Here is a 16,224-nt window from a genome sequence, read left to right as displayed (position 1 = left end):
CCTTAAAAGTCCTTTAATTAGTATTTAATCTTTTATTCACTATCTCAAAGTTATAGAGGTAGTAAAAATGGATATCAACAAAGAAAAATTTTCTAAACAACTTGGTGCAAATATTGCGGAATACCGTCAAAAATCGAAATTAACTCAAGAACAATTGGCTGAGTTGTTAGGAATAGGGAATGAAGCAGTATCTCGAATTGAAAGAGGCGTTGTTATTCCGAGTTTAATTAGGCTGATTGAGTTTGCGAATATTTTTAAATGTAGTCTAGCCGATTTGATTACACGTAAAAGTGAGAGAGTAAGCGATGAAAATGACTATATTCTTGCTTTGTTGCAGGATCTCGAAAAGGCAGATAGAGATTTAATTATTGAATTAATTGAAAAATTTGCTTCTCATTTGAAGAATAAGCAAAAGTAATGAAATTTAACTATTTTAATCGTTAAATATTATTAATATTGATTAAAGATGAATAAAAAAGATAAAAAAATCCTTCCCTGTTAAAAGGAGGATTAAAACACAGGGAAGGCTATATAGGAGGTATACTAATTTTAGGTAGTTATTCTATCTGAAATTTGATTGCTTTTCACGTCTTTTTAAGTATAAACATCTATTTTTATTTTTCCATTGGAATAAATTCTCGTTGTTTTTCCCCATTATAAATTTGACGTGGGCGGACAATTTTAAAATTACCTTGGTTATACATTTCTTTCCAATGAGCAATCCAGCCAACAGTACGCCCTAGTGCAAACATTACAGTAAACATTGATGTTGGGATACCAATTGCTTTAAGGATAATGCCTGAATAGAAATCGACATTTGGGTAGAGTTTACGTTCAATAAAATAAGGATCGCTTAGTGCGATTCGTTCTAATTCCATTGCAACATCGAGCAGAGGATTGTTAATTTTTAATTCATTTAATACTTCATGGCAAGTTTGTTGCATAACTTTAGCTCGAGGATCGTAATTTTTATACACTCGATGTCCAAATCCCATTAAACGAAATGGATCATTTTTATCTTTTGCTCGAGCGATAAATTCAGGAATACGTTCGACAGAACCAATTTCTTCTAGCATATTGATGCAGGCTTCATTTGCACCACCATGAGCAGGTCCCCACAAAGATGCAATACCTGCTGCAATACAGGCAAATGGATTAGCACCAGAAGAAGCCGCTGTACGTACGGTTGAGGTTGAAGCATTTTGTTCGTGGTCAGCGTGAAGAATAAGAATACGTTCTATTGCTCGTTCTAAAATAGGGTTGACTTCATAAGGTTCACACGGGGTTGCAAACATCATATATAGGAAATTACCAGCATAAGACAATCGGTTTTGTGGGAACATAAAGGGTTGCCCGATGGAATATTTATAACACATAGCCGCCAATGTAGGCATTTTTGCTAAGAGTCGGATAGCGGTAAGTTCACGATGATGAGCATTAGAAATATCCAGAGAATCATGGTAGAACGCAGCTAAAGCACCACTTACACCACACATTACAGCCATTGGATGAGAATCTCGGCGAAAACCGTGGAAAAAACGACTGAGTTGTTCATGTACTAAACTGTGGCTTTTTACTAATTTAACAAAATCTTGATATTCTTCTTTATTTGGGCGTTCGCCAAAGAGTAGTAGGTATGCAACTTCTAAATAATCTGCGTTTTCAGCTAGTTGATCGATAGGATAACCACGGTGTAATAATATTCCAGCTTCACCATCAATATAGGTAATTGAGGAATTACAGGATGCGGTTGACATAAATCCGGGATCGTAGGTGAATAAATGTTTTGCGGATAAAGATTGGACATCTATTGCATCATAACCAAGTGAACCTTGATAGACATTCAATTCATATTCACGACCATCACTAATTTTTAAGGTTGCTTTTAGATCTGACATAGACTACTCCTTTGGTGAAGAATATTCATGTTGTGTTTGAGGATTAACAATAATTAGTGTTAAATTTTTGTTAAGTCAAACTAACAATACCACCAAAAATTAAATTAACGACAAGATTTTTTCAAAAATTAGACATGGATCAAAAAATAGTTGGAGTAGAAATGTTTTCTTTTTGTTAAATTTGTTACAAGGTTCACAGAATTTTTATTTTAAATTAGTGATAATAGCCACATCAAATTAATGAGGTAGAATAGAAACGTTAAATTGCTATCACACTACTTCGCAAAAAGATAAAATGATAATAACGTTTTATGTGTGAATGCAGGAACTAAAAAGGGTTTATAAATGCAATACAACGATGTACCAAATATCACAACAATGGAAAAGTGGAAAGCGACAACAGCTTTAGGAGGAGCTAATCAATCTTATATTGAAGCTCTCTATGAAGATTATCTGAATGATCCAACAAGTGTAGGTGAGAGTTGGGCAAAAATTTTTCAAGATCTTGCTTCCACTTCGCAATCTGCTGAACAACTACATTCTCAAGTAAAAGACTATTTTAAAAAACTTGCTAGAGAAAATAGTAGAGGGCAGTGTACCGTGATTGATCCGCAAGCAAGTGCAAGACAAGTACGGTTATTAATGTGGATTAATGCGTTTCGTTTTCGTGGGCATATTAATGCAAAATTAGATCCACTAGAGATGTGGCAACGTCCCGTGATTGAAGATTTAGATTATCGTACTCATGGCTTTACTGAAGAAGATTTAAATGAAAGTTTCAATGTAGGGCAATTAGTCTATGGACGAGAAAATATGACACTTAATGAACTTAATCAAGCATTAAGAGAGACATATTGTGGTCATATTGGTTTTGAATTTATGCATGTAACTGATATTGAGGTTCGACGTTGGTTACAAACTAAAATTGAAAGTGTTCTAGATAAACCTCTTTTTAGCCCAAAAGAGAAAATGACCTTTTTAAAAGAGTTGACTGCCGCAGATGGTTTGGAACGTTATCTTGGTGCAAAATTCCCGGGTGCGAAGCGTTTTTCATTAGAGGGTAGTGATGCATTTATTCCATTAATGAAAGAAATTATCCGCCATGCTAGCCGTAAAGGGGTAAAAGAAGTTGTAATGGGAATGGCACATCGTGGGCGTTTAAATATGTTAGTTAACGTCCTTGGTAAAAAGCCAAGCGAGCTTTTTGATGAATTTGCAGGTAAACACGATGAAAGCCGAACAGGTGATGTGAAATATCATCAGGGATTTTCAGCCAATTATATGACTGAAAATGGTACTGTACATTTAGCCTTAGCCTTCAATCCATCTCATTTGGAAATTGTTAATCCCGTTGTTTTAGGTTCAGTACGAGCAAGACAAAATAAAATGGGGGATATTGATCGACAACAAGTTTTAGCGATTACAGTACATGGTGATTCTGCGGTTGCAGGTCAAGGGGTGGTACAAGAAAGTTTAAATATGTCAGCAACACGAGGTTATAGTGTTGGTGGTACAATTCGTATTGTGATTAATAATCAAATTGGTTTTACTACCTCCAATCCACAAGATACCCGTTCAACCGAATATTGCACTGATATTGCGAAGATGATTCAAGCACCGATTATCCATGTTAATGGTGATGATCCTGAAGCTGTCGCATTTGCAGCACAGTTAGCAGTAGAGTATAGAGAACGTTTTAAACGAGATATTTTTATTGACTTAGTTTCCTATCGTCGTCATGGACATAATGAAGCTGATGAACCATCAGCAACACAGCCGTTAATGTACAAAAAAATTAAACAGCATCCAACACCACGTAAAGTCTATGCGGATCGTTTAATTGCCGAAGGCGTTTTAACGGAAGCTGAAGTGATAGGTTTAATCAATGAGTATCGAGATGCGTTAGATCGGGGGGAATGTGTTGTCCCTGAATATAGTCCGATTGATATGAATAAAATTGATTGGTTGCCGTATTTAAATCAAAGTTGGACTTGTTCTTATGATAGTCATTTTGATCCTGAACATTTTAAATTTTTAGCCCAAAAAGTCAGTGAAGTACCTTGTGATTATCCATTACAGAGCCGAGTAGCAAAAATTTATGCTGATCGTCAAGCAATGGCAAAAGGTGAAAAACCTTTGGATTGGGGGATGGCTGAATTAATGGCTTATGCTACTTTACTTGATAGTGGTCACCATATTCGTTTATCAGGTGAAGATTCTGGTCGGGGAACATTTTTTCATCGTCATGCGGTATTACATAATCAACAAGATGCCAGCACTCATATTCCATTAAACCATTTACAAACTGAACAAGGTCGTTTTGAAGTATGGGATTCGGTATTATCTGAAGAAGCGGTATTAGCTTATGAATATGGTTTTGCTGCTACTGCTCCTTCGACTTTAACTTTATGGGAAGCACAATTTGGTGATTTTGCGAATGTTGCCCAAGTTGTTATTGATCAATTCATTAGTTCAGGCGAGCAAAAATGGGGCAGAATGTGTGGTTTGGTGATGTTATTACCTCACGGTTATGAAGGACAAGGTCCAGAACATTCATCTGCACGTTTGGAACGTTATTTACAACTTTGTGCCCAAGATAATATTCAAGTTTGTATTCCTTCTACACCTGCACAAGTTTACCATATGTTACGCCGTCAAATTCTACGTAAAGTTAGACGACCATTAATTGTGATTACACCAAAATCATTATTACGTCATCCATTAGTAACATCTGAAATGGCGGAACTTTATCACGGTAAATTCCAAAACGTTATAGGTGAAATTGATCCAATTGAAGCTCAACAAGTAAAACGGGTTGTCTTGTGTTCAGGTAAAGTCTATTACGATTTGTTAGAAGAAAGACGCAAACGGCAGCAAACTGATGTAGCTATTATTCGGATAGAGCAATTATATCCTTATCCACATGCGGAAATGAAAGAAATTTTAGCACCATATCAGCATGTACAAGATTTTGTATGGTGCCAAGAAGAGCCTTTAAATCAAGGTGCATGGTATTGTAGTCAACATAATTTCCATGCTTCTATACCAGAAGGGGCAAAATTACGTTATGCCGGGCGTCCTGCATCAGCATCACCAGCAGTCGGTTATATGTCATTACATTTAAAACAACAAAAAGCACTGGTTGATGATGCTTTAACTTTAGCTTAATTAGGAAAATAATGTTTCATAAGAGGAATTGAAAATGAGTTTAGCAGATACAAATGTTGAAATTCTTACCCCTGATCTACCAGAATCTGTTGCCGATGCAACGGTAGCGACTTGGCATAAAAAAGTAGGAGATCAGGTTCAACGTGATGAATTATTAGTTGAAATTGAAACAGATAAAGTGGTATTGGAAGTGCCTGCACCTATTGATGGTGTATTAACTGAAATTAAACAAGATGAGGGCTGTAGTGTTGTAAGTAAACAGTTGTTAGGGATTTTATCCTCAGCAATAACGCCCCATACCTCACCAACAGTTTCACCTTCTGAAAAAGCTGAAGAGAAGCAAGCCTCTGGCGTAAGTAATGAGGATCCTTATGGACCAGCAGTACGCCGTTTATTGGCAGAACATCAGTTAAATTCAAATGATGTAAAAGGCAGTGGTAAACATGGTCGTATTAGTCGAGAGGATATAAAAGCCCATCTAGCACAGCAAAATATAACAACTATGCCAATTGATATGCCAGAATTATTAGCTAATCGGAGTGAAAAACGTGTACCAATGACACGTTTGCGTAAACGGATTGCAGAACGTTTATTAGAAGCTAAAAATAATACGGCAATGCTAACAACTTTTAATGAATTGGATATGTCACCGATTATGGCTTTACGTAAAAAATACGGTGAGAAATTTGAGAAACAGCACGGTGTACGTTTAGGGTTTATGTCTTTTTATGTAAAAGCAGTGGTTGAGGCTTTAAAACGTTATCCTGAAATTAATGCGTCACTTGATGGTGATGATGTTGTTTATCACAATTATTTTGATATTAGTATTGCAGTTTCCACCCCAAGAGGCTTGGTTACACCAGTATTACGTGATTGTGATCAGCTAAGTATGGCTGAAATTGAAAAGCAAATTAAAGCATTAGCAGAGAAAGGGCGAGATGGTAAATTAACCGTTGAAGATTTAACTGGTGGTAATTTTACCATTACTAATGGCGGTGTATTTGGTTCTTTAATGTCCACACCAATCATTAATCCACCACAAAGTGCTATTTTGGGGATGCACGCAATTAAAGATCGCCCTGTTGCGATAGATGGGCAAGTGGTCATTCGCCCAATGATGTATTTAGCCTTATCATACGATCATCGTTTAGTTGATGGTCGAGAATCTGTTGGATTTTTAGTAACAATTAAAGAGTTATTAGAAGATCCAACACGGATTTTATTAGAAATTTAATCAAGCAACATAATGGCAGATAATTTTTATCTGCCATTTTTTATATGAATAAATTTGCATAAAGTCTTAATAAAATAACTAAAGTGGGTCTCATTAAACAACATAATAGGAGAATAGCATGAATCTACATGAATATCAGAGCAAACAGATTTTTGCTGAATATCAATTACCTGTTAGTCAAGGTGTTGTTTGCCGTAGTGTTGAAGAAGCAATGCAAGCAATCGAACAATTAGGTGGTGATTTATGGGTGGCTAAATGTCAGGTTCATGCAGGAGGACGGGGGAAAGCTGGTGGCGTAAAAGTTGTTAATGCAAAAGAACTTATAGAATTTGTGAATAAGTGGCTAGGACAACGTTTAATTACATTCCAAACAGATTGTAAAGGTCAACCTGTAAATACAATTTATGTAGAGCCTCTTTCTGAAATAAAACAAGAGTTGTATCTTGGTGCTGTGGTTGATCGTGGATCTCAAGCGATTGTTGTTATGGCATCAACTGAAGGTGGTGTTAATATTGAAGAAGTTGCTGAGAAAACACCACATTTATTACATAAAGTAAAAGTAGAACCGTTGATAGGTGGAATGCCATATCAAGGTCGAGAATTAGCGTTTAAGTTAGGCTTAAAAGGTGATCAGATTAAACAATTTACTCATATTTTCTGCCAATTAACTAAACTTTTTATCGAAAAAGATCTGTCTTTGTTAGAAGTGAACCCTTTGGTTATTTTAGAAAATGGTGCATTACATTGCCTTGATGCAAAAGTGGTGCTTGATGGTAATGCTTTATATCGTCACCCCGACTTGCAAGCGATGCGAGATCTTACTCAAGAAGATGCTAGGGAAGCTCAAGCAGAAGCTCATCAACTAAATTATGTCGCTTTAGACGGCAATATCGGTTGTTTAGTAAATGGTGCTGGTTTAGCTATGGGAACAATGGATATGGTTAAATTATATGGCGGTCAACCAGCTAATTTTCTTGATGTCGGTGGTGGTGCAACTAAAGAACGTGTTGCTGAAGCATTTAAAATCATTCTCTCTGATCAAAATGTTAAAGCGGTATTGGTTAATATTTTTGGCGGGATTGTGCGGTGCGATTTAATTGCCAATGGCATTATTGAAGCGGTTAGCGAAGTAGGGGTGAAGGTACCCGTGGTGGTACGCTTAGAAGGGAATAATGCCGTATTAGGACAACAAATTTTAGCAGAGAGTGGCTTAAAAATTATTGCCGCCGAGAGTTTAAGTCAAGCCGCTGAATTAGTTGTCGAAGCAGCAATCGAGGAGAAAAAGTAATGGCTATTTTAATTGATAAAAATACCAAAGTTATCTGTCAAGGTTTTACTGGTGGACAAGGCACCTTTCATTCAGAACAAGCTTTAGCTTATGGAACCCAATTAGTGGGCGGCGTTTCTCCCGGAAAAGGTGGAAGTATTCATTTAGGCTTACCTGTGTTTAATACAGTAAAAGAAGCGGTGGAAATGACGGGAGCAACGGCAACAGTTATCTATGTTCCCGCATCTGGTTGTAAGGATGCCATTTTAGAAGCGATTGATGCTGGCATACAACTGATTGTTTGTATTACAGAAGGGATTCCAACACTGGATATGTTAGTTATAAAGCAGAAATTAAACCAAACAGGGATTAGAATGATTGGCCCTAATTGTCCGGGAATAATTACGGCAGATGAATGTAAAATAGGAATAATGCCTGCAGTTATTCATAAAAAGGGACGGATTGGTATTGTTTCTCGTTCAGGCACGTTAACTTATGAAGCTGTAAAACAGACAACAGATGAAGGGTTTGGACAATCTACCTGTGTAGGTATTGGTGGTGATCCTATTCCCGGCTCAAGCTTTATTGATATTTTACAACTCTTTGAACAAGATCCAGATACTGATGCGATTGTTATGATTGGTGAAATAGGCGGCTCAGAGGAAGAAGAAGCAGCTACTTTTATTAAGGCAAATGTTACTAAACCTATTGTTGCTTATATTGCTGGGACTACGGCACCAAAAGGCAAACGTATGGGGCATGCAGGAGCGATTATTAGTGGTGGAAAAGGTACTGCCGAGGAAAAATACCTCGCTTTAGAAGCCGCAGGTGTGAAAACTGTTCGTAGTTTAGCCGAGATAGGTAGAGCATTACGAGAAATTTTAGGTTAATGTTAGTCGGATAATTATAGTTTAAAACCGTTTTAAGAATTAAAACGGTTTTCTTTTTTCTACTTATTTAGGTGTATACTTTGTCTGATTTTCATACATTATCAAAAGTATCTATTACGTTATTTTTATCTTTTTAGTCGAAAAGATCTAATCTGATTGAAAGTTAAAGCGGAAAATTTTATCCTAGATACTGTTTTATTTAATTTTATTGTATGGAAGGATTTATGCTACCTAAAGCTAAATATAGAAAAGATTATAAAGCCCCTGATTATACGGTAACTGATATTTTCTTAGAATTTGAATTAGATCCACAAAATACCAAAGTTACAGCCACAACCTCTATTCAAAAATTGAATCCACAAGCAACAACATTACGTTTAGATGGGCATAGTTTACAGTTATGTTCGATTAAATTAGCACAACAACCTTTTACTGATTATCAATTAGATAAAGAAGGGATTACCTTAAATTTATCAGGTATTGATGATCAGCGTTTTGAATTAGAAATCGTTACTACGGTCGTTCCAGCAGAAAATACCTCATTACAGGGGTTATATCAGTCTGGTGATGGGATTTGTACTCAATGTGAAGCGGAAGGGTTTCGGCAAATTACCTATATGCTAGATCGCCCAGATGTTTTAGCACGCTATACAACTAAAATTATTGCAGATAAAACAAAATATCCTTATCTATTATCAAATGGGAATAGAGTTGAACAAGGTGAATTAGAAAATGGTCAGCATTGGGTAAAATGGCAGGATCCTTTTCCAAAACCAAGCTATCTTTTTGCATTAGTTGCAGGGGATTTTGATCTGTTAACAGATACTTTCACCACTTGTAGTGGTCGAGAAGTGAAGCTAGAGATTTATGTTGATAAAGGAAATCTTGATCGTGCTGGTTGGGCAATGGAAAGCCTAAAAAAATCGATGAAGTGGGACGAAGAACGCTTCGGTTTGGAATATGATTTAGATATTTACATGATCGTCGCAGTAGATTTCTTTAATATGGGGGCGATGGAGAATAAAGGGTTAAATATTTTTAATTCTAAGTTTGTCTTAGCGAATCCACAAACCGCAACCGATGATGATTATCTTGATGTAGAACGGGTTATTGCCCACGAATATTTTCACAATTGGACGGGCAATCGAGTAACTTGTCGTGATTGGTTCCAATTAAGTTTAAAAGAAGGATTAACGGTTTTTCGTGAACAAGAGTTTTCATCAGATACAGGTTCTCGTACAGTTAATCGAATTAATAATGTTAAATTTATGCGTAGTATCCAGTTTGCTGAAGATGCAAGCCCAATGTCTCACCCAATTCGTCCAGAAAAAGTGATTGAGATGAATAACTTCTATACGGTAACAGTATATGAAAAAGGATCGGAAGTTATTCGTATGTTGCATACCCTTTTAGGTGAGGAAAAATTCCAACAAGGTATGAAATTATATATTGCCGAGAATGATGGTAAAGCGGCAACTTGTGAAGATTTTGTTTCTGCGATGGAGCGGGCATCTGGAATAGATTTGACCCAATTCCGTCGCTGGTATAGTCAATCAGGGACACCAGAGTTACGTATTAATGATGAATATGATGAAAGTTGTAAAATTTATCGCCTCAATGTTACTCAAGTTACCCCTCCAACTGCAGATCAGATGGAAAAAGTGAATTTGCATATTCCATTGAAAATAGCGTTATACGATGAAAACGGTGTATCCCAACCATTATTTGATGGTAAGCAACAAGTCAGTGAAGTACTAGATGTAACTCAAAAAGAACAAACTTTTGAGTTTCATAATGTTTTTAGTAAACCTGTACCTGCATTATTATGTGATTTTTCTGCACCAGTACGTTTAGATTATGACTATACCACCGAGCAGTTAATTGCCTTATTACGTTTTGCTGATAGTGGTGTTGTACGTTGGGATGCGGCTCAAATGTTATTGGCTAATGAATTACAATATAATTTGCACCAATATCAACAAGGCTTACCGCTTGAATTTTCAGATGCTGTATTATCTGCATTAAAAGATGTGTTACAACATTCTCAAGATCCAGAATTAACCGCTTTAATTCTAACGATGCCGAAGGAAACTGAATTTGCAGAATTATTTAAAACTATCGATCCATCTGGTATCCATGCTGTGCGTCAATTTATGGTACAAAATATTGCAAATCATCTTGAAGATATTTTACTTGTTACATATAACCGCACTCGCTTAGAACAATATCAAATTACTCAGCAAGATATTGCATTGCGTTCATTAAATAATGTTTGTTTAAGTTATCTGGCTTTCACTAAGCTAGGCAATGTTTTAGTAAATAAACATTATCAAGATGCGAATAATATGACAGATACTTTAGCTGCACTTTCAGCAGCAACAACAGCTAAATTGCCTTGTCGTGATAGCTTATTGCAAGATTTTGAACAAAAATGGCACACCGATGGTTTGGTGATGGATAAATGGTTTAGTTTGCAAGCAACACGCCCAGATGAAGATGTATTACAACTGGTTATTCAATTATTAGAACATCCAAGTTTTAATTTAAATAATCCAAATCGAGTAAGAGCCTTAGTCGGTAGTTTTGTGATGCATAACCCAAATGCTTTCCATGCAATTGATGGTTCTGGATATCGTTTTTTAGTTGATATTTTAATTAAATTAAATGAAATTAATCCTCAAGTAGCAGCAAGACTGGTTGAAGCACTAATTCGTTTTTCTCGTTATGATAACCAACGTCAAACCTTGATGAAACGTGGATTAGAGCGTTTAGCTGAAGTAGAAAATTTATCGAAAAACTTATTTGAAAAAGTGGATAAAGCACTACATCAGTAAGCTATTCTAATTGTTGATAATAGCGAAAAGTAAATAAAAACTGAATTCTAGGCTAGACAGAATTCAGTTTTTTTATTAAAAAAGTAAAGTGTTTTATTGTTACAAGGAAAAACTATGCAAAGTGAAGCTAGAAATAAGCCTTTAATACAAGTTTCTGCAGGTATAATTCGCAATGAATTTGGACAAATATATTTAACCAAGCGATTAGAAGGGAAGGATTTTGCCCAATCTTGGGAATTTCCCGGTGGTAAAGTAGATAAAGGTGAAACGCCTGAACAAGCATTAAAGCGAGAATTAGAGGAAGAAATTGGTATTCATTTATTAGGGAAAGAGAAGTTATATCAACATTTTCATTTTGAATATCCAACGAAAATTATCGAATTTTGGTTTTATTTGATTGAGGAGTGGATCGATGAACCTTTTGGACGAGAAGGACAAGAAGGTTTTTGGGTTGATCAAGCTGAACTTGATGCAGGACAATTTCCACCTGCTAATGCAAGGATTGTACAACAGCTATTAGCTGAGGTTTCACGATAATTTTATTGGCAACAGGTAAGAGAAATATTTTCTATTTGTTGCCAAATATTATTTGAAAAATCACGTTTCAAGATTCTTTCTATATCTGCAAGTTGTTGAAATAGCTTATATAATTTTTCTTTATTTAAACGTTTAAGCATATTGGTATATAAAGGACGGCGGTTTTTCCATATTTTTAACCGATCAAATGCAATACGTAATTGTTCAAAATTAATTTCATGTTTAGTTTGAGTGCTACATTCATTGATTAATTCAAGGAGAATTTGAAGCTCTCGTTGTAGCAAGCGAAGCAGTAAAACAGGTTGTAAGTCTTCTTGTTGTAGTTGATTAAGGATACGCAAAGCACGATAACTTTTCCCCATTAAAAGGGCATCAATCCATTGATAAGGGGTGAAAACTGATGATTGTTCAACACAAGATTTTACACGATTAAAACTAAGTTTATTATCAGGATAAAGTAGTTGAAGGAGTTGTAATGTTTGTTTTAATGCCAATAAATTGCTTTCGTAGCTATACGCTAATAATTGGACAGCTTCTGCTTCAATGGTTAATCCCATTGTTTTTGCTCGATGTATGATCCATTGTGGTAATTGCTCAACTGTAGGCGTGTTACAACTAATTAAGGCTGTATTTAATTGAGAAAAGGCAATAAACCATGGTTGTTTTTCACTGCTTTTATTGAATTTAGGGGAAGTTAATAGCAGTAAAATATCATTATGAAGTAATTTAATTAGGTCATTTAATTTAGTTTGCTGAGAATGATTAAGATTTTCAGGTAAATTCAAAACTAGAATTTGACGAGTGAAAAATAAGCCCATCGCTTGGCAGCAATCATATATCTCATTCCAATCAGTAGAGTTATTGATCGTTATCTCTTTTTTTTCATCAAACCCTTGTTGGATTGCTGTTTGATATATCAGTTGTTTACTTTCTTCCAAAAGAAGTAGATCTTGTCCGCTAATAAGATAAGCTATTTTTAAGCCTTGTTGTAGAGAATGAGATAAGTGTTCAGGATAAATACGTTGCATTAGGTCAATTCACTATTAATTGAGTTGTTTTTGAATAGTTAATAATTTCAACCAAATTTGTTGTGCTGCTTGTTGATATAATGCTTGTGAAATAGCTGATTTTTCTGTATTTTTCGCTAAGGCTTCTCGAGGGTTATCAAAGAAAACCCGATTACTTTTTACTTGGATTGGATAACGTTGATTGTTAATAATTAAAACTGCATTAACTGTTAATGAAAGGATCGTTTCTGCCGCACGACCTTGTTGAAAGACGGAAGCGACTTGGCTGTTAGTTTGGACGGAATTAATACGCAAGATTGGTGCAGTGGAATCTTTTACTTGATTTTCATTTACTAGGAGTTGGTGACGTTTTAATTCTTGTCGCATAGCAACGGTCATATCAGCATAGGGATCATTACTTTCTAAATGTAAATGTTGTAGTTTCTGTGCTAATTCACTTTGATTTTCAAAATGAAAACCACAAGCAGACAGTGAAATTGTAAGCATTAAAAGCAGACAGGAACGAAGGTATTTCATATTAATTTCCTAGAAAAACCTGCACTTTATCAAAAGTGCAGGTAATAGTTGTACAAATGATGTTATTTAGCAACAATATTGAGTAATTTGCCTTTCACATAAATGACTTTGAGGATATTTAATCCTTCTAAATGACGAGTAACGTTTTCATCGGTAAAAGCAAGTTGTTTAATACATTCTTCATCTGTATCAGCAGCAACGGTAATTTTGCTTCTTACTTTACCATTGACTTGAATGACTATAAGTTTCTCATCATCAATCATTGCGGTTTGATCGGCGACTACCCATGGTGCAAAATCAATGCCTTCTTGATTGCCTAATTCTTGCCATAATTGGAAGCAAATATGTGGCGTAATCGGATAAAGCATTCTAACAACAGCATTTAAAGCTTCTGCCATTACTGCACGATCTTGCTCTTCATTAAGTGGTGCTTTGGTTAATTTATTCATTAATTCCATTATTGCAGCAATTGCTGTATTAAAGGTTTGGCGACGACCAATATCATCGCTTACTTTCGCAATTGTTTTATGGAGATCTCGGCGTAACCCTTTTTGAGAAGGCGTTAATTGAGAAGGATCTAATGCTTGAGTAGCTGGATTTTTAGTGTAATCAAAGACTAATTTCCATAAGCGACGTAGGAAACGATTCGCCCCTTCAACACCTGATTCTTGCCATTCAAGCGTCATTTCTGCAGGAGAAGCGAACATCATAAAGAGACGTACAGTATCAGCACCATATTTTTCAACCATTTCTTGAGGATCAATGCCATTATTTTTTGATTTAGACATTTTAGTCATACCAGTATGTACTAATTCGTGTCCTTCATCATCAACTGCTTTTATAATACGGCCTTTTTCATCTCGAGTGAGAGTTACTTTAGTTGGTGAAACCCAAATCCGCTCATTATTTTCAGCCGTGTAGTAGAAGGCATCAGCAAGTACCATACCTTGGCAAACTAGCTGTTTTACAGGTTCATCACTTGTTACTAAGCCATGATCTCTGAGTAATTTATGGAAGAAACGGAAGTAAAGTAAATGCATTGTTGCATGTTCAATACCACCTATATAGTGATCTACAGGTAACCAATAATTTGCTTCTTCACTATTAAGCATGCCTTGGTGGTATTGAGGGCAAGTGTAGCGAGCATAATACCATGAGGATTCCATAAAGGTATCGAAGGTATCTGTTTCACGTAATGCAGGTTGCCCATTATAGGTGGTTTTAGCCCATTCAGGATCGGCTTTAATTGGACTTTGTACACCATCCATAACAACATCTTCTGGCAATTCAACAGGTAAATCTTCCAGTGGTACTGGTACGACATCACCATTTTCTAATGTTAGCATTGGAATTGGTGCTCCCCAATAACGCTGACGAGAAACACCCCAATCTCTTAAACGGTAATTAATTTGACGTTTACCTATGCCAAGAGCTTCCAATTTATCTGCAATTGATTTAAAGGCTTGTTCAAACTCTAAACCATTAAACTCACCAGAATTAATTGTTATCCCATGTTCAGTATATGCTGTTTTTGTGATATCACATTCATTATCATTGATAGGTTTAATCACTTGTTTGATGGTTAAACCATATTTAGTCGCAAACTCATAATCTCGTTGATCATGTGCAGGTACTGCCATCACCGCACCAGTGCCATAGTGCATTAAAACGAAATTTGCAACCCAGACAGGGATCATTTCACCTGTCAGTGGATGAATAGCGAATAAACCTGTTGCCATACCTTTCTTTTCCATTGTGGCTAATTCAGCTTCAGCAACTTTGGTATTACGGCATTCTTGAATAAATTGGGCTAACTCAGGATTATTTTCTGCCGCCTTAGTTGCTAAAGGGTGTGCTGCTGCAACTGCAAGATAAGAAACTCCAAAGAAAGTGTCTGGACGAGTAGTATAAACGTCAACTTTTTGATCGCTATCTTTTATTTGGAAGGTGATTTCAACACCTTCAGAACGACCTATCCAGTTACGCTGCATCGCTTTAACTTGATCTGGCCAATGAGGTAAATTATCTAAGTCTTGTAAGAGCTGTTCTGCATAATCGGTAATTTTGATAAACCATTGTGGAATTTCTTTTTGTTCAACAGGGCTATCACAACGCCAACAACATCCTTCATTTACTTGTTCATTTGCTAACACAGTTTGGTCATTTGGACACCAATTCACGGTTGCCGTTTTTTTGTAAACAAGCCCTTTTTTATATAATTCAGTAAAAAACCATTGTTCCCACTTATAATATTCAGGTTTACAAGTTGCAATTTCTCGACTCCAATCATAACTAAAACCTAAAATTTTAAGTTGTGTTTTCATGTAGTCAATATTGTCATAAGTCCATGGTGCTGGTGCAGTTTTATTTTTAATTGCTGCATTTTCAGCGGGTAAACCAAAAGCGTCCCAACCAAAAGGTTGTAATACGTTTTTACCATTCATACGCTGATAACGGGAAATGACATCACCAATGGTATAATTTCTAACATGTCCCATATGTAAGTATCCTGATGGATAAGGGAACATAGAAAGACAATAATATTTTTCTTTGTTTGGATCTTGAGTTGCTTTAAAAGTTTGATTTTCTTCCCAATATTTTTGAACATTAGGTTCAATAGCACTTGGACAATATTGTTCTTGCATAAGATTAAATTACCTTGCGTGTTTTTAATGAATAACCAAAAAATGTGGTATAGGATAGCTTAAAATCAAAAAAAATAATAGATTTTATGCTTAAAGCGAGTTGAAAACAGCGATCAGTATTAAATTGTTTATGGCTTAAGATTAATAAGTCAGATTTTTCTTAATTGTATTGCTATAATGCAAACGTATTATTTTCATCGTTAAATT

The 16,224-nt window shown here is 35.7% G+C and carries 11 protein-coding genes; 7 read left to right on the top strand and 4 right to left on the bottom strand.

The genetic code is table 11. From position 1 onward, the window contains the following. Positions 1 to 67 precede the first annotated feature (67 nt). Positions 68 to 418, top strand: a complete 351-nt coding sequence (locus CEP47_RS03875; RefSeq protein WP_261920865.1) for a helix-turn-helix domain-containing protein — start codon at positions 68 to 70, stop codon at positions 416 to 418. Positions 419 to 614: 196 nt separating this feature from the next. Here the strand turns inward: CEP47_RS03875 and CEP47_RS03870 are convergent, their stop codons facing one another. Then, positions 615 to 1,898, bottom strand: coding sequence for a citrate synthase (locus CEP47_RS03870; protein ID WP_261920866.1), 1,284 nt, complete (start codon positions 1,896 to 1,898; stop codon positions 615 to 617). Positions 1,899 to 2,243: 345 nt separating this feature from the next. Between CEP47_RS03870 and sucA the strand changes: the two genes are divergently transcribed. From sucA to mutT, 6 genes are all read left to right on the top strand, one after another. Next, the gene (gene sucA / locus CEP47_RS03865) at positions 2,244 to 5,066 is read left to right on the top strand and encodes a 2-oxoglutarate dehydrogenase E1 component (protein WP_261920867.1); all 2,823 of its coding nucleotides are present in this window, start codon (positions 2,244 to 2,246) and stop codon (positions 5,064 to 5,066) included. A gap of 34 nt (positions 5,067 to 5,100) precedes the next feature. Then, positions 5,101 to 6,300, top strand: a complete 1,200-nt coding sequence (gene odhB / locus CEP47_RS03860; RefSeq protein ID WP_261920868.1) for a 2-oxoglutarate dehydrogenase complex dihydrolipoyllysine-residue succinyltransferase — start codon at positions 5,101 to 5,103, stop codon at positions 6,298 to 6,300. A gap of 118 nt (positions 6,301 to 6,418) precedes the next feature. After that, positions 6,419 to 7,588, top strand: coding sequence for an ADP-forming succinate--CoA ligase subunit beta (gene sucC / locus CEP47_RS03855; RefSeq protein WP_261920869.1), 1,170 nt, complete (start codon positions 6,419 to 6,421; stop codon positions 7,586 to 7,588). Beyond that, positions 7,588 to 8,457 carry a succinate--CoA ligase subunit alpha gene (gene sucD, locus CEP47_RS03850; protein ID WP_261920870.1) on the top strand — a complete coding sequence of 290 codons (870 nt, stop codon included), beginning with the start codon at positions 7,588 to 7,590 and terminating at the stop codon, positions 8,455 to 8,457. The genes sucC and sucD overlap by 1 nt, the downstream gene beginning before the upstream one ends. A gap of 224 nt (positions 8,458 to 8,681) precedes the next feature. Beyond that, positions 8,682 to 11,291, top strand: a complete 2,610-nt coding sequence (pepN, locus tag CEP47_RS03845) for an aminopeptidase N (protein WP_261920871.1) — start codon at positions 8,682 to 8,684, stop codon at positions 11,289 to 11,291. 114 nt (positions 11,292 to 11,405) lie between these two features. Continuing rightward, positions 11,406 to 11,828, top strand: coding sequence for an 8-oxo-dGTP diphosphatase MutT (gene mutT / locus CEP47_RS03840; protein WP_261920872.1), 423 nt, complete (start codon positions 11,406 to 11,408; stop codon positions 11,826 to 11,828). Positions 11,829 to 11,830: 2 nt separating this feature from the next. On the opposite strand, the gene holA is transcribed toward mutT, so the two are convergent. From holA to leuS, 3 genes are all read right to left on the bottom strand, one after another. Continuing rightward, positions 11,831 to 12,856, bottom strand: a complete 1,026-nt coding sequence (gene holA, locus CEP47_RS03835) for a DNA polymerase III subunit delta (RefSeq protein ID WP_265482673.1) — start codon at positions 12,854 to 12,856, stop codon at positions 11,831 to 11,833. A gap of 15 nt (positions 12,857 to 12,871) precedes the next feature. Continuing rightward, positions 12,872 to 13,372: an LPS-assembly lipoprotein LptE gene (locus CEP47_RS03830; protein WP_261920874.1), complete on the bottom strand. Its 501-nt coding sequence runs from the start codon at positions 13,370 to 13,372 to the stop codon at positions 12,872 to 12,874. A 62-nt stretch (positions 13,373 to 13,434) separates the two neighbouring features. Then, positions 13,435 to 16,017: a leucine--tRNA ligase gene (gene leuS / locus CEP47_RS03825; protein ID WP_261920875.1), complete on the bottom strand. Its 2,583-nt coding sequence runs from the start codon at positions 16,015 to 16,017 to the stop codon at positions 13,435 to 13,437. Positions 16,018 to 16,224: the final 207 nt, after the last annotated feature.

This window comes from Mergibacter septicus (assembly GCF_003265225.1).
Classification (GTDB): Bacteria; Pseudomonadota; Gammaproteobacteria; order Enterobacterales; family Pasteurellaceae; genus Mergibacter; species Mergibacter septicus.
This window is presented reverse-complemented; position numbering and strand designations above follow the sequence as displayed.

What these genes read in the sequence shown, in the direction of transcription:
- CEP47_RS03875 (WP_261920865.1), top strand. Translation starts at nt 68, where the DNA reads ATGGATATCAACAAAGAAAAATTTTCTAAACAACTTGGTGCAAATATT.
- CEP47_RS03870 (WP_261920866.1), bottom strand. Translation starts at nt 1,898, where the DNA reads ATGTCAGATCTAAAAGCAACCTTAAAAATTAGTGATGGTCGTGAATAT.
- sucA (WP_261920867.1), top strand. Translation starts at nt 2,244, where the DNA reads ATGCAATACAACGATGTACCAAATATCACAACAATGGAAAAGTGGAAA.
- odhB (WP_261920868.1), top strand. Translation starts at nt 5,101, where the DNA reads ATGAGTTTAGCAGATACAAATGTTGAAATTCTTACCCCTGATCTACCA.
- sucC (WP_261920869.1), top strand. Translation starts at nt 6,419, where the DNA reads ATGAATCTACATGAATATCAGAGCAAACAGATTTTTGCTGAATATCAA.
- sucD (WP_261920870.1), top strand. Translation starts at nt 7,588, where the DNA reads ATGGCTATTTTAATTGATAAAAATACCAAAGTTATCTGTCAAGGTTTT.
- pepN (WP_261920871.1), top strand. Translation starts at nt 8,682, where the DNA reads ATGCTACCTAAAGCTAAATATAGAAAAGATTATAAAGCCCCTGATTAT.
- mutT (WP_261920872.1), top strand. Translation starts at nt 11,406, where the DNA reads ATGCAAAGTGAAGCTAGAAATAAGCCTTTAATACAAGTTTCTGCAGGT.
- holA (WP_265482673.1), bottom strand. Translation starts at nt 12,856, where the DNA reads ATGCAACGTATTTATCCTGAACACTTATCTCATTCTCTACAACAAGGC.
- CEP47_RS03830 (WP_261920874.1), bottom strand. Translation starts at nt 13,372, where the DNA reads ATGAAATACCTTCGTTCCTGTCTGCTTTTAATGCTTACAATTTCACTG.
- leuS (WP_261920875.1), bottom strand. Translation starts at nt 16,017, where the DNA reads ATGCAAGAACAATATTGTCCAAGTGCTATTGAACCTAATGTTCAAAAA.